This is a genomic window from Acinetobacter sp. (assembly GCF_036666595.1).
Classification (GTDB): Bacteria; Pseudomonadota; Gammaproteobacteria; order Pseudomonadales; family Moraxellaceae; genus Acinetobacter.
Genome location: NZ_JAVWVO010000004.1, coordinates 12197 through 26612 on the forward strand (window position 1 = coordinate 12197; position 14416 = coordinate 26612).

Consider the following 14416-nt stretch of genomic DNA (forward strand, 5'->3'; position numbering starts at 1 on the left):
TATAGGAATTAAAATCATGGCACATCAACTTGAACAAATGGCCTATGTCGGAGAGACCCCTTGGCATGGCTTAGGTAACCAACTCACGCAAAACCAACCGATTGAAGTCTGGGCACAGCAGGCAGGCATGGATTGGCGCATTGAATCTTCAGATGTCAGCTATATGGCTAAAAATGATCGTGGGCAAAGCATCATCATGCCGTATGAGGAACAACGTGTTTTATATCGTTCTGATACCCATGCACCATTATCCGTGGTGAGCCAGCGTTATCAGGAAGTTCAACCGAAACAGATCTTGGAGTTTTATCGTGATCTGACCGAACAATCAGGCTTTGAACTGGAAACGGCTGGTGTATTGAAAGGTGGTAAGAAATTCTGGGCTTTGGCACGTACAGGTCAAAGCTCAGCTTTAAAAGGTAAGGATGTCAGTAATGGCTACATTCTTTTGGCTACAGCTTGTGACGGGACACTCGCCACTACAGCACAATTCACCTCAATCCGTGTGGTGTGTAACAATACACTGGCGATTGCCTTAAAAAGACAAAACTCAAGTGCAGGCGTGGTCAAAGTGCCACACAGTACCAAGTTCGATGCGCAGAAAATTAAACAGCAATTGGGTATTTCAGTGCGTGCATGGGAGGATCACATGTATGAAATGAAACAACTCAGTCAGCGTAAAGTGACGCAGACCGAAGCCGCAGCGTATTTTGATGCAGTGTTTAACAATACCAGCCTGAGTCCAATGGAACAGGATGAAGGCATTATTCAGTTCTATCGTAATGTCGCCACCCAAGCCAACTTAACCACTAAAGCTGAAAACAAGACTGAACCGAATGGCCGTGCCATGTCAAAAGTCATGAGCATGTTTAATGGGCAAGGACGTGGGGCTGAACTCAGCTCAGCCAAAGATACAGCTTATGGATTACTGTGCTCAATCACAGAGTTTGCTGATCACGAACGTCGTGCCATGAGTCAGGATCATCGGCTTGATTCTGCTTGGTTCGGGGCAGGGGCAGGTCTCAAACAACGTGGACTGGAACAAGCTTTACGCATGTTGGCTTAATTTCAAATCATTAATTGATTAGCCTAAGCAGACTTATCGCAATACTTAAACGCGCAACCTTACAACTAACTTAACTCACTCATTCAAAAGCTGTGTCTACGGACACGGCTTTTTTTATGCCCAAAATTTAATAATCACAGGAAATCGCTATGAACTCAGCTCTAATTCATCCAAACAACGCAACACTAAATATACATGCTAACCGTCCGAAACTCTTCACGGCAAAACGCTTCGTAGAGACTAAAAATATGACTCAAGCCGAATGGCTCGAAGTACGTCGAAAAGGTATCGGTAGCAGTGATTGTGCCGCAGCCTGTGGACTCAATCCGTATATGTCGATGCTGGAACTGTGGATGATTAAAACAGGACGCATTCAACAAAGCATTGAAGAAGATAGTGAAGGCCATGCACCTTTGTACTGGGGTAAACGGCTTGAGCCTTTAGTGGCTGAATACTACAGCATGCATACCAAGTACAAAGTGCGTAGAGTCAATGCTGTATTACAACACCCTGATCCAGACAAGCATTTTATGTTAGCCAACTTGGATTACTCAGTTGTTGGAGATGCCGATGTACAAATACTGGAGTGTAAAACCGCAGGGGAGTATGGTGCCAAGCTATGGCGAGATGGTGTGCCGTTATATGTCTTATGTCAGGTACAACATCAATTGGCGGTGACAGGTAAAAAGGCAGCCCATATTTGCGTATTGATCTGTGGACATGAAACCCGAATCTTTAAAGTCACTCGTTCTGAATCGGTGATACAACACATCATTAATGCGGAACGTTACTTTTGGGATTGTGTGGAAAAGGATACTCCACCTGAAGCGGATGCCAGTGAATCGGCAGCCAAAGCCTTACAGCTTCTGTATCCAGAACATGTACCACTCAGTACCATAGATTTATCTGAGGATGAGCAAGCCAATCAACAGTTTGAACAACTGATTCGAGTACGCAATCAAGTTGAAAAGCAACAAGAGCAATTTGAGCTACTTAAACATCAGCTACAAGCAAAGATGCAACAGGCTGAACGCGCTACCTTTAAAACAGGTTCAGTGACGTGGAAAAAGGCTAAAGACTCGATCAGCTTAGACAGTAAGGCCTTACTCAAGCAGTACCCTGAATATTTAAATCAGTTTTCGCAACCTAAACAGGGAACACGGCGTTTTAACATTTATAGTTATGACGATTGAAGATGAATTAGTATAAACAGATACGTAACTAGATGCTAAAAATCCTATTACTTCAGATAAAGCATTTTTCTTGCAAGAATCGGTATATTGTAGATTCCTGTGCAATATTTAGTTAAAACAAGAAAATTCAATATATTTCAATTATATTGAATTTAATTACGATCAAATTAAAAGGTGATTTAATGAAAATAGAAGTGGCTAAAAAAATTTTAGAAAGTTTGAATCCATCTGAAATTGAGAGATTAGAGATGGCTCATTGGCGATATATGCATTTAATTGATATTATTGACGATCCTAATCCTGAAGATGTTGATCAAGCTAAAGAAGATCGAAAAGCTTATGGCCAGTTGTTTACACCTTCAGTATTTGACGTTGAAAACTCAATTCAATTTATGATGAATATTACTGGTTTGCCAAGAGATTATTGCGAAGCTTGGGGTGAGCATGATTTCTTTGAAACATATGGTGTAAGTTCTGAGGATGTCGAAAAACAAGATCATATTTGATAACTGGAAATTTTATTCTAAATTTCAATAGTATAAGAAGCTAATCAAAATTCTTTAGGCTTAGATGCAATTCTATTGATCTATTGTAATGCTGATTGAAAAACAGCATTCGCCTATAAATGCTTAACTAAATGATTCAATCCAAAGTCCCATGCGTATTTGCATGGGATTTTTTTATGTTTATTTAATACACAGAAAAGAGGAAATCAACATGATCAAAGGTTTAGCGATTACTCCGCCAATACTCGGCAGAATTAGTATTGGTAAGATGGTTGAGAAAAATGGTAAACGTGTCCCTGAAAAGGATGACCAATTTACCTTGACCTCCCAAATTCAGAATAAAGAGGGTTGGGTAAAACATCCACTGGATGAACAACTTCGTGCCAAAGCACCCAATCAAAAACTCCGTTCAATCCCAGTTCGTATGATCTTCAATGATCCTGAACTGAATTTACGTGCTAAGTACACCTTGTTTGACCGCCAAACGGGTAGGCCTGTCTGTGTGGGTAATGGTGAAACTTGCCAGCGGTTGACAAATCAAGGAGTTGAGCATCATCCTTGTCCATCTCCAGATTTATGTCCTTTGGCACAAGGCGGGTTATGTAAGCCTTATGGTCGTCTGTATGTCAATTTAGATGAATCGGATGAACTTGGCACATTCATCTTTAGAACCACAGGTTTTAACAGTATCAGAACTTTAGCAGCTCGGTTGAGTTGCTACCATGCTGCATCGAATGGGTTGCTTTCATGTCTACCTTTACAACTCACGCTGAGAGGCAAATCCACCACACAAAGCTATCGAACGCCTGTGTATTACGTAGATTTAACTTTACGGGATGGCGTTCATTTACAGGAGGCGATTCAAACAGCGAAGGAGATTGATCAGAAAAGTAAGTTATGTGGATTCAATCAGATAGCTTTAGATCTGACTGCTTCACAGGGCTATGCAAATGCACAGGTTGAAATGGATGGGGGGGAAGGACTTGAAATTGTGGAGGAGTTTTATTCGGATGAAAATTCTGAAGCTGAACAGGTGCAATCTGAATCGAAAGCTAAGTCTAAGCCCAAATTTAATCAGGGTGAAGGTTTTGTACGGGATATTCAGCAGTGTTTACAGGGCAGTGTCAGGGCGGTGAATTAGATGGATTTGGATAGCATGAGATTCCGTAAAATTTTATTGGATTGCCCTATGATCTGAGCGAATACGCGCTCGCATCAATGATCAGGAGTAAACATCATGAATGCGTTCACGGGTCAGACTTTTCAGATGAATCAAGTTATTAATATTAAAGAAGTAATTCAATTCACAAGTATTAGTCGTGCGAAAATTTATGAAATGATAAATGTGAACTCAAAGTACTATGATCCAACTTTTCCAAGGCCAGTGCGTCTTAGTGAATCACGTATTGGGTGGGTGGCATGGGAAGTACATTTGTGGATTGAGGCTAAGTTGCAAAATCGATAGATAAGGGAGTGCAAGCTCCCTTATTTTTTTAGAAAATTATAGTCAGTTTTATTAATTGAATCATACAAAATTAAAAGAATAAATTATCATAATACTTAGGTATTTAGAGTTTTTATTAACATTAGAACAAGTTAAAGTAAACAGACGATTTTTTACGACAAGTGTTATGGCTATTAACCAGACTAAAATATTCGATGATTTAGAAAAACTGACTCAGAAGAAATCAACTTCCGATTTTATTTTTTATTTTCTAAAAATATTTGATTTCCCAAAAGCTACAATTACTCGTCTTAAAAAGGGGAGAGATAACCCTTTAAATGTGGCGCTTCAGCCAGATGCTGGAGAAGTTGGGATCAAACAAATCCTATATTTTAAACCAGTTCAGGAGGGTACAGATGTTTACGAAGCCCTGTCTGAATTAAGAGCCTCACAGCCTATTAAAACGCATAAGATCCGTTTCTGTCTGGTGACAGATTTTAAAGATTTTGCTGCTTATGATGCGCGTTATGATGATGTATTGGAATGTGCATTTGAGGATTTATTTAAAAATTATACCTTTTTCTTCCCATTATTAAAGATCGAACGTAGCCGGGAGTTTTTAGAAAACCCGGCAGATGTTAAAGCATCTGAAAAAATGGGACGCTTATTCGATGTAATTAAGCAAACCAATAATATTGAAACTCCTGAAGCGATTCATGCATTAAATGTATTTATGACGCGTTTGTTATTCTGTTTCTTTGCAGAAGACACCGATATTTTTGAGAAAAATTTATTTACCTCGACCTTAGAAAGTAATACCGATAAAAATGGCAATAACTTTGCCCAAGAGTTAAAGCAGATTTTTACGATGATGAATGCAGCTCCAGCTTCTGCATATCGCAACAAAGCACCGCAGCATATCAGCAAGTTCCCTTATGTAAACGGTGGCTTGTTTGAGAAGGATTTACCATTACCTGAATTTACTGGTCGTACCAGACGTATTTTGCTTGAGTGTGGCAAGCTGGACTGGTCGGAGATTAATCCGGATATTTTTGGTTCCATGTTTCAGGCGGTCATTGATCCGGATCAACGCAGAAACCATGGTCAACACTATACCTCTGTGCCGAATATAATGAAGGCGATTCAGCCTTTATTTGTAGAAAAACTAGAAGCAGAGCTGGCTAAAATTCTATCGAAAAAAGATGCTGCAAGAAAGAAAAAGGCCTTGCATGAGTTTTCAATGCGTTTGGGACTATTAAAAATTTTTGATCCGGCCTGTGGCAGCGGCAACTTCTTGATTATCTCTTACAAGGAGTTACGCCGTATTGAGATTGAGGTATTCAAGGCTTTGAAGATGCTTGACTCCAATAGCATGTTCTATAGTGCGATTCATCTCAATCAGTTCTATGGCATTGAACTAGATGATTTTGCTCATGAAATTGCCATTCTTTCTCTTTGGCTGGCTGAGCACCAGATGAATGTCCAGTTCAAATTACTATTCAGAGATTGTTCTCCAACCTTGCCATTAAAACAAAGTGGCAATGTGATTCATGGAAATAGCTTGCTTTTAGACTGGAACGAGGTTGTTCCAAGAAAGAGTAAAGAAGATGAAGTTTATATTGTTGGTAATCCTCCATTTGGTGGTTCGGGTAAGCGTGCAGCTTCTCAAACAGCCGACATGAAATCTGTGCTTGGTAAACTTAAATCCTATAAGTTTCTGGATTATGTATCTTGCTGGTTCTGGAAGGGTGCTCAATATATCCGGAACAGTAAGGCGAAGCTTGCCTTGGTATCGACTAATTCGATTAGCCAAGGGGATCAGGTGGCAATGCTTTGGCCGCACATCTTTGAAAAAGGTGTTGAGATTAATTTTGCCTATCAAAGTTTTCCATGGAAAAACAATGCTAAACAAAATGCTGGTGTGCATGTGGTGATTATTGGTTTGACCGGGCAGCCTGTGCAAAACAAGACTCTTTACAAGATTGTGAATGATGTGACTCACCATCAGAGCGTGTTTAATATCAGCCCTTATCTACTTGAAGGGTCGAATCTAACGATTTCAGGTCGAGTTTTACCTATTTGTGATGTACCTCGAATGGTCTATGGTAATAAACCTGTGGATGGCGGTAATCTACTTTTATCGCCAGCAGAAAAAGAAGAATTGCTTGCTCGTGAGCCAAAAGCAAAGAAATGGCTTAATCGCTTAATCGGAGCTGAAGAATTTATTAACGGTAAAGAGCGCTGGTGTCTGTGGTTGACTGATATTACTCCAGAAGAACTTGAAGAAATGCCTTTGGTAGCGGCACGAGTTGAGGCGGTTAAGCAGATGCGCCTTGCCAGTACCGATAAGGGGGCGAATAAACTGGCAGAAACACCGCATTTATTTAGAGAAAGCTATAATCCAAAAACTTTTATTGTTGTTCCATGTCATTCTTCAGAACGTAGGGAATATTTGCCATTGGGTTTAATGGATGACACTTTCATTACGACTAATGCTAATCTTTTTATTCCTAACGGTGGTGTGTATGAGTTAGGCATAATGATGTCAGCAATGCATAATGACTGGATGCGTGTTGTGTGTGGTCGATTAGAAAGTCGTTATCGTTATTCAGCGTCTGTGGTTTATAACTGTTTCCCATGGCCGGAAGTGTCTGTGGAACAGAAAAACAATATTGAGGCACTGGCCGAAGAAGTACTGCTCACACGAGAGGACTATCCAACAAAAACCTTGGGCGAGCTTTATGACCCAGACCACATGCCGGAACCACTAAAAGCTGCACATAAGGCATTGGATGCCGCTGTAGATCGACTCTATCGAAGCAAACCATTTGCAGATGCTTCAGAGCGAGTTAGCCATCTGTTTGATCTGTATAGTGTCCTACGTGAACGAAAGCCAGAAGATGCGACAGATAGTAACAAGTTAGAGGATTTAGAGGTGGGTGCATAAGCGCCCATTTCGCTTTTTTATATAACTTTAAAATAAGATCGGAGGGGTAATGGCGAATTCAGTCCAGTTACTAGAAGTGAGTTATGCTCAGACCGGGCAGAGTATCATCGAAAACAAAATGGGTATGCGTGAAATGCAAGCACGAGCGTTTGAGAAGCGCGATGCCCAGTATTTGCTTATCAAGTCCCCTCCAGCATCAGGTAAGTCTAGAGCCCTGATGTATCTGGCCTTGGATAAACTAAAGAACCAGGGAATCAGAAAGGTCATTGTTGCCGTGCCGGAAATGTCCATCGGCGGCTCTTTTGAGAGTACTGAACTATCAAAAGGTGAGTTCCATTACGACTGGAAGGTAGAACCTCAAAATGATCTATGTTCTGGTGATAACGAGGCTGGTAAGGTTGATGCATTTGTGGCATTTATGGAGAACCAAGAGCATAAAACTCTGGTTTGTACCCATGCCACCCTGCGTTTTGCCTACGACCGACTGGGTGCATCTGCTTTTCAGGACTGTCTGATTGGCGTGGATGAATTTCACCATGTATCCGCCGATGAAGATAGTAAGCTCGGAGCTTTGATTGATGGGCTGATGCGTTATTCCAATGCGCATATTGTAGCGATGACCGGATCATATTTCCGTGGGGATACAATTCCGATCCTGACACCGGAAGATGAAGAAAAATTCGAGAAGGTGACATATACCTATTACGAACAGCTGAATGGTTACAAGCACCTCAAGTCTCTGGGTATTGGCTATCATTTCTATGAAGACAATTACGTCAAGGCGTTGCCGGATGTACTAGATGAGCATAAGAAGACCATTATCCATATCCCGAATGTGAACTCAGGTGAGGCGCATATCGATAAGGGTATGGCAGTCGATGCGATTATCAGTTGCCTGGGGGAGGAAATTGGCCGAGATGAAAAGACAGGCATTATTACCATCAAGACCAAGGCTGGTCGCATTATTAAGATGGCTGACTTGGTAGATGATAACAAGATCATGCGGCCAAAAACTCAAGCTTATCTCCGGGCTATTAAGAAGCCTGAAGAAATGGACATTATTGTCGCACTGGGAATGGCGAAGGAAGGTTTCGATTGGATTTACTGCGAACACGTCCTGACAATTGGCTTCCGCAACTCCATGACAGAAGTGGTACAGATCATTGGTCGTGCGACTCGTGACTGCGAGGGTAAAACCCATGCCCAGTTTACCAATCTGATTGCTATGCCGGATGCCAAGAGCGAAGACGTGCGTAACTCGGTCAATAATCTACTCAAGGCTATTACCCTGTCACTCCTGATGGAACAGGTCATGGCTCCGAATGTGCAATTCAAGCGCCGTTCTGACCTTAAACAGGATGAGATGATCTTGCCAGGTACGGTGATTATTGATGACCGGACTGTGCCAGTGAATAAAAAGCTGGTGGATATTCTGAACCAAGATGCAGATTCGATAATTGCGCAGCTCGCTGAAAAGCCGGAAGTTAAGCAGGTGATTACTGCATCTGCCAATCCAGAAATTCTGGGGCAATTGGCCTTGCCGGAAATTTTGGTGAGTCGCTATCCTGATTTGTCTGTCGAAGAACGTGATCAACTGCAGCAAGGTATTTTGACTCGCTTTACCATTACTCAGCACGGCGGCCTGATTCAGGGTAAAGATATTCCGGCAGATGCGGTCATTGAGGGAGAGCGCACGTTTACCCAGATCGAGGGTAAATGGGTGGCAATTGATACCCTGAGTGCGGAACAATTTCAGGCACTCTCTGCTGAGGTACTTGTGCGTGAGCGTGATTTGCCTGCTGATGCAGCAGTAGTTGGAGCATCAACTGGTACTCCAGCTGGAGGGGCTGGCAATGATCCTGACCAGTTTGGCAACAAACAGTTTATCAAGATGGGTAACAAGTTTATTGATGTGGTGAATCTACCCATCGATCTGATCAAGTCAGTCAATCCTTTTGAACGTGCTTATGAAATTTTGTCCAAAAACGTGACTACGGATGTACTGAAGACCATCCAGAATGTAGTAGCAGCTTCTCGTGTACAGATTACTGAAGAAGAAGTATTGATGATCTGGGAGCAGGTCTTAACTTTCCGTAAAACGCATGGCCGAGATCCGAACATTAATGCAGATGATCCGATTGAGAAACGTTTTGCTGAGGCCATGGTGTTTATGAAAAATTATGCATCACGTAAAAAAGCAGAACAGATGAAAGCTAATGCAGCTCAGGCAAGTGGGGGGTAGGTATGCAGCTGACTGGGATTGGATCACATAAGTTTGGCTCTCTGGATGATATTTTTTTTGATGAGGACTCTGCCGCCGTATTTGTCGGAGTAAAGGCTAAACAGGAAAAACTCAGTGTTGATGATAAGTTGCTGGGCAAGCTCAAAGCGATAGAAGCCTTTTATGAAGAACACCAACGGCTACCTTCGGTGATGGGTGCTGATCTCAAGGAGAAATCGCTTTATCGCAGCTTACAGGCACTAAAATCAGATACAGCCCATTTAGAGGCCTTAAAAACTCATGATCAGTATGGATTGCTGCCGGATGAGGTGCCTGCTTTCATGCAACCGCTACGTGAGCTTGATTCGGAACTGGAACCTGATCCTGATTTTGGTTTGATCGGTCAAGAAGCGAATACGCATGAAGAGCTACCTCCTGCTTTTACCAGTCTGGATGATATTCTCTCCTTTGCTGATGGGGATGACATCTTTGCTGACCTTGGTGATTTGTCTGTGGTGCAAGATGTGCCTATAGATGAATCAAAAGGCAAGGGTGTTCGATATCCGGATGAATTCATGGGCTCTCGCTTTACATGTGAAGATTTCTGGCGTTTTGAGCCGCATTTTGACCGGATCAAGAAAGCACTCAAAGGTGGCACGGCTACTTTTAATTTTCTGCAAACAGAACAAAATCTGTTTGTCGGCGATATTTTTTTGCTAAACGGTATTATCTGCTTTATTGCAGAAAAGATAGTGGAAGAACGTAAGAGTAACCGTAAAAACTACCGCCTTCGGTTGATCTTTGAGAATGGTCTGGAATCGAACATGTTAATGCGCTCATTGGCACGAGCCATTTATAAAGATCAGAATGGTCGTCAGATCCTGTTGAATGATGACAATGCATTAGGTCAGATGTTTAGCCAGAATCTGGATGTGCTGCCATCGGGTTATATCTATATCGCGCAGATGGAACAACTGAAACCGGAACTTACTCAGTTCAAAAATTTGTACAAGATAGGCTTTACCCGAAATAGCGTAATTACCCGATTAGATGGTTGCGAAGATGATATTGCCTTCCTAGAAACTAAGGTTCGGGTAGTTGCCAGTATCGAATGCAAGAATATGGATCCACATGTGTTTGAACGCATGATTCATACATTTTTTGCTGTCCAGCGTCTGAACATGATGCTGAAGGGAAAAGATGGCAAAATGTACAAGCCGCAGGAATGGTTTAATGTTGAGCTGGAAACGATTCTGGAGGTTGCTCAGCGTATTATCGACAAGTCTATTATTCATTTCCGGATGGATAATACGACAGGACAAGTTGTTTTAAAATGATAATGTGAATAATAGTCATAGGTAATTATGATCAAATTTTATCCTTTTTTAATGATTGGGCTGCTTGGTGGAATAGGTCTATACTTTGATAGTGGTAAAGGTATTGTCTGGCGGGCTTATGGTTCTAGCAGACAACTAAGTTTCTCGTTTTAATCGAGAATTTTGCCCGCCCTACTTGATGTTTATTTTTCTGGTTATGATTTAATCTTATGTTTGGGAAATGGTACGATTTTATTACGTAAACTATCAATAAAATCTGACCATTCCTGCATCATCTTTGTTCGATATTCTAAGTACTGCGCATGGTTGTAGGCTTGAGATACAGCGTTCCCAACAGTATGTGCTAGCTGTATTTCAATCGCATCATGCATATAGCCTTGCTCATGGAGAGTTGTAGATGCGAGTCCACGAAAGCCATGCCCCGTCATTTTACCTGTATAACCCATAGTTCGAATTGCGCTTAAAAGAGCATTGTTGCTTAGAGGCTTAGCGGTGCTGTGATTATAAAAAACAAATTGTTTATTACCTGTAAGAGGTTTTAGGTCTTCGATGAGTGCAATAGCTTGTCGAGATAAAGGAACAATATGGGGTAGAGCCATTTTCATTTTATAAGCTGGGATGCGCCACAACTTACTTTCAAAATCAATTTCATCCCATTCCATGTTTATGAGTTCAGCTGTCCTCACAAAAGTTAAGGTCATGAGCTGTAATGCTGTTTTGACTAATATGTTGCCGTGATAATGATCCATGCGTTCTAAGAAAGGAGGAAATTCAGAAATATCTAAGCGAGCCATATGCTTCACTTTACGAGGCTTGAGAACTTTCTGAAGGTGAGGAGTAGGGTCGTTCTCGATCAGACCTTTACCAATTGCAAAACGGAAAATACGTCCAGCTAAAGGTATGGATCTTTTAGCCATCTCTTGAGCACCACGCGCTTCAATTTGTTTAGCACAAGCAAGGACATCTTTACCTTTAATCTGATCAATAGGCATATGTCCTAATGCTGGAAAAAGATCTTTTTCAAATACTGACAAGTCGCGTAAATATGTACCTTCTTTAATAACGGGCTTTCGATCCTCCATCCATTCCATAGCTAGGGATTTGAAGAGAGTACTTTCATCTAATTGTTGTAATCGTTCATTTTTTTTAGCATTCGGGTCAATATTATTGTAAAGCTGAATACGTGCTTCATCTCGTGCACGGCGAGCTTGGGCAAGTGTGATTTCTGGATAGCTACCAATGGTTAGGGTGCTTTCACGGCTATTAAATCTATATTTTAAACGCCAGAACCTTCCACCTGAAGGTGTAACCTCCAGATATAGTCCTTTTTCGTCAGAATAGCGCTTTTTTTTATCAAGTGGCTTTATTTTTCTAACTTGAGCATCAGTAAGCATTTTTATTGGTATCCGTGCAAATTGGGGGACGAAAAATAACTTAAAAAGTCTGTCCCCCAATTATCCCCCAAGATATGGGGGATAGCAATGGATGTGCTAGGATTTAATAAAACAATAAAAAAGGCTTAAACCTATGTGGTTTAAGCCTTTCAGTACCCCGTTGGATGCTACGGGAAGCTAATTTGGCGGTGAAAGAGGGATTCGAACCCTCGAAACGCTATAAACGTTTACACACTTTCCAGGCGTGCTCCTTCAGCCACTCGGACACTTCACCATGGCGGAGGATAATATCGAAAAATATAGCCATCGACAAGGTGAAACAATTGAATTCGAGCAAAAGTTTTAGCTCAATGATATGATTCGCAAAAATAGTGTCGATAATTGAAGACAAGCTTATGCAAAGTACTGCAAAAAAAGCCGCCTTGCCTGCGATGACCTTGGCAGCATTAGGGGTCGTGTTTGGGGATATTGGAACCAGTCCACTCTATGCATTGAAAGAATCCTTCCACGCTGCACATGGCTTGGGCATCACCCCTGCAAACGTATTGGGTATTTTGTCCATTATCTTCTGGACCATGACCATGGTCATTACCATTAAATATTCTGCAATTGTAATGCGTGCAGATAACAATGGCGAAGGCGGGATCATGGCTTTGCTTGCGCTCAATTTGCGCAATACCAATTTTAGCCATCGGAAAAAATTACTGTTAATTTCGATTGGCTTTATTGGGGCTTCACTATTTTTTGGGGATGGGATCATCACCCCAGCCATTTCAGTCTTATCTGCTGTAGAAGGCTTATCCATCGCAACCGATGCACTGGATCCTTATATTGTGCCGATTGCGATTAGCATCGTCACTGCTGTATTTGTCATGCAAAAGTATGGGACGGCCTTTGTTGGTAAGTTCTTTGGCCCACTGACCTTGTTGTGGTTCTTCTCTCTCGGTGTTCTTGGGATTTCGAGCATTATTCAAACGCCTTTGGTTTTGGGCATGCTGAGCCCACATTGGGCATTTCAGTTTATCGTGACCAATCCTTTAATGGCCTTTTTCATTATGGGTGCGGTAGTGTTGACCGTCACAGGTGGCGAAGCCCTGTACGCAGATATGGGCCATTTTGGTCCTGTGCCGATTCGTTTGGCTTGGTTTATTGTGGTTTTGCCATGTTTACTGCTTAATTATGCAGGACAAGGTGCATTGCTACTGCGTGATCCGACTGCAATCGAAAACCCATTTTACCTGTTGGTGCCAGAGTGGGGCTTGTACCCAATGATCTTCTTGGCGACTATGGCGGCCGTTATTGCTTCACAGGCTGTAATTTCAGGGGTCTTCTCTTTAGCGCGTCAGGCCATTCAATTGGGCTATTTACCACGTTTAAATGTGAAGCATACTTCAGACTCGGAACAGGGGCAGATTTATGTACCTTTACTGAACTGGATATTGTTGGCATCGATTATTGTCTTAATTTTAATCTTCCAAACCAGCTCACAGCTTTCGCATGCCTATGGTCTGGCGGTCACCATGACCATGCTGTGTGACACCTTATTGATTGCGGTATTTATTCGTTATACATGGAAATGGAGCATGCCAAAATTGGTGCTGCTGATTATTCCATTCCTTGTTTTAGATTTGGTTTTGGTGAGTGCAACCTCACTTAAAGTATTATCGGGCGGTTGGGTTCCATTGCTGATTGGTGGTATTGCGTTCATGTTATTAATGACGTGGAAACAAGGTCGCGAGTTAACTTTTGCCAAGCTTCAGCAAGATACGCTGCCACTCGATTTATTTGTACAAAGTATTGGTGAACAAGCCAATTGGGTTGAAGGCGAGGCGGTCTTTTTAACAGGGACACCAACCGTTGTGCCACATGCCATGTTGCACAATATGAAGCACAATAAAGTACTGCATCAAAAGAACATCATTCTCACCGTTAAAATTCAAGATGTCCCTTATGTGGAAGAGTCCAATCGCTTCCATGTCGAAACCATGAATCAGCATTTCTATCGTCTTGAATTGTACTATGGCTTTAAAGATGAAATGAATATTCCACAAGCGCTTGAAGCGGTGTATCAAGCGATAGATTTGGAATATAACTTAATGCAGATCAGCTTCTTTGTATCGCGTGAACGGATTATCAGTACCGTGGGCGATGGTATGGCCCCATGGCGTGAGAAGCTCTTTATTTCAATGCAAAGGAATACCAGTCCTGTGAGTGACTTCTATCAGATTCCACCAAACCGTGTGGTTGAACTCGGGAGTCAGATCGAGATTTAAAACATCAATAAAAAACCAGCACATATGCTGGTTTTTTT

10 protein-coding genes and 1 tRNA gene are annotated in these 14416 nt (G+C 41.8%); 9 read left to right on the forward strand and 2 right to left on the reverse strand.

Annotated features, from left to right (window positions below; all coding sequences use genetic code 11):
* Positions 1-16: 16 nt before the first annotated feature.
* From RR876_RS06975 to RR876_RS07010, 8 genes are all read left to right on the forward strand, one after another.
* Positions 17-1063, forward strand: a complete 1047-nt coding sequence (locus tag RR876_RS06975; RefSeq protein WP_332476352.1) for a DUF932 domain-containing protein — start codon at positions 17-19, stop codon at positions 1061-1063.
* A 149-nt stretch (positions 1064-1212) separates the two neighbouring features.
* The gene (locus RR876_RS06980; RefSeq protein WP_332476353.1) at positions 1213-2256 is read left to right on the forward strand and encodes a YqaJ viral recombinase family protein; all 1044 of its coding nucleotides are present in this window, start codon (positions 1213-1215) and stop codon (positions 2254-2256) included.
* Between the two features lie 182 nt (positions 2257-2438).
* A complete protein-coding gene (locus RR876_RS06985; RefSeq protein ID WP_193890015.1) occupies positions 2439-2762 on the forward strand; it encodes a hypothetical protein in 324 nt (107 codons plus the stop codon).
* 211 nt (positions 2763-2973) lie between these two features.
* Positions 2974-3903 (forward strand): hydrolase or metal-binding protein, encoded by a 930-nt coding sequence (locus RR876_RS06990; protein WP_332476354.1) that lies wholly within the window; start codon positions 2974-2976, stop codon positions 3901-3903.
* 96 nt (positions 3904-3999) lie between these two features.
* A complete protein-coding gene (locus RR876_RS06995; RefSeq protein WP_332476355.1) occupies positions 4000-4227 on the forward strand; it encodes an AlpA family phage regulatory protein in 228 nt (75 codons plus the stop codon).
* A 166-nt stretch (positions 4228-4393) separates the two neighbouring features.
* Positions 4394-7153, forward strand: a complete 2760-nt coding sequence (locus RR876_RS07000) for a DNA methyltransferase (protein WP_332476356.1) — start codon at positions 4394-4396, stop codon at positions 7151-7153.
* 49 nt (positions 7154-7202) lie between these two features.
* Positions 7203-9395 (forward strand): DEAD/DEAH box helicase family protein, encoded by a 2193-nt coding sequence (locus RR876_RS07005; RefSeq protein WP_332476357.1) that lies wholly within the window; start codon positions 7203-7205, stop codon positions 9393-9395.
* Positions 9396-9397: 2 nt separating this feature from the next.
* Positions 9398-10711, forward strand: coding sequence for a GIY-YIG nuclease family protein (locus tag RR876_RS07010; RefSeq protein WP_332476358.1), 1314 nt, complete (start codon positions 9398-9400; stop codon positions 10709-10711).
* A gap of 194 nt (positions 10712-10905) precedes the next feature.
* Here RR876_RS07010 and RR876_RS07015 read toward each other — a convergent pair whose 3' ends face one another.
* Positions 10906-12105: an integrase arm-type DNA-binding domain-containing protein gene (locus tag RR876_RS07015; RefSeq protein WP_332476359.1), complete on the reverse strand. Its 1200-nt coding sequence runs from the start codon at positions 12103-12105 to the stop codon at positions 10906-10908.
* Positions 12106-12288: 183 nt separating this feature from the next.
* Positions 12289-12379, reverse strand: a tRNA-Ser gene (locus RR876_RS07020).
* Between the two features lie 121 nt (positions 12380-12500).
* Here RR876_RS07020 and RR876_RS07025 point away from each other — a divergent pair.
* Positions 12501-14378 carry a potassium transporter Kup gene (locus RR876_RS07025; RefSeq protein ID WP_332476360.1) on the forward strand — a complete coding sequence of 626 codons (1878 nt, stop codon included), beginning with the start codon at positions 12501-12503 and terminating at the stop codon, positions 14376-14378.
* The last annotated feature ends 38 nt before the right edge of the window (positions 14379-14416 follow it).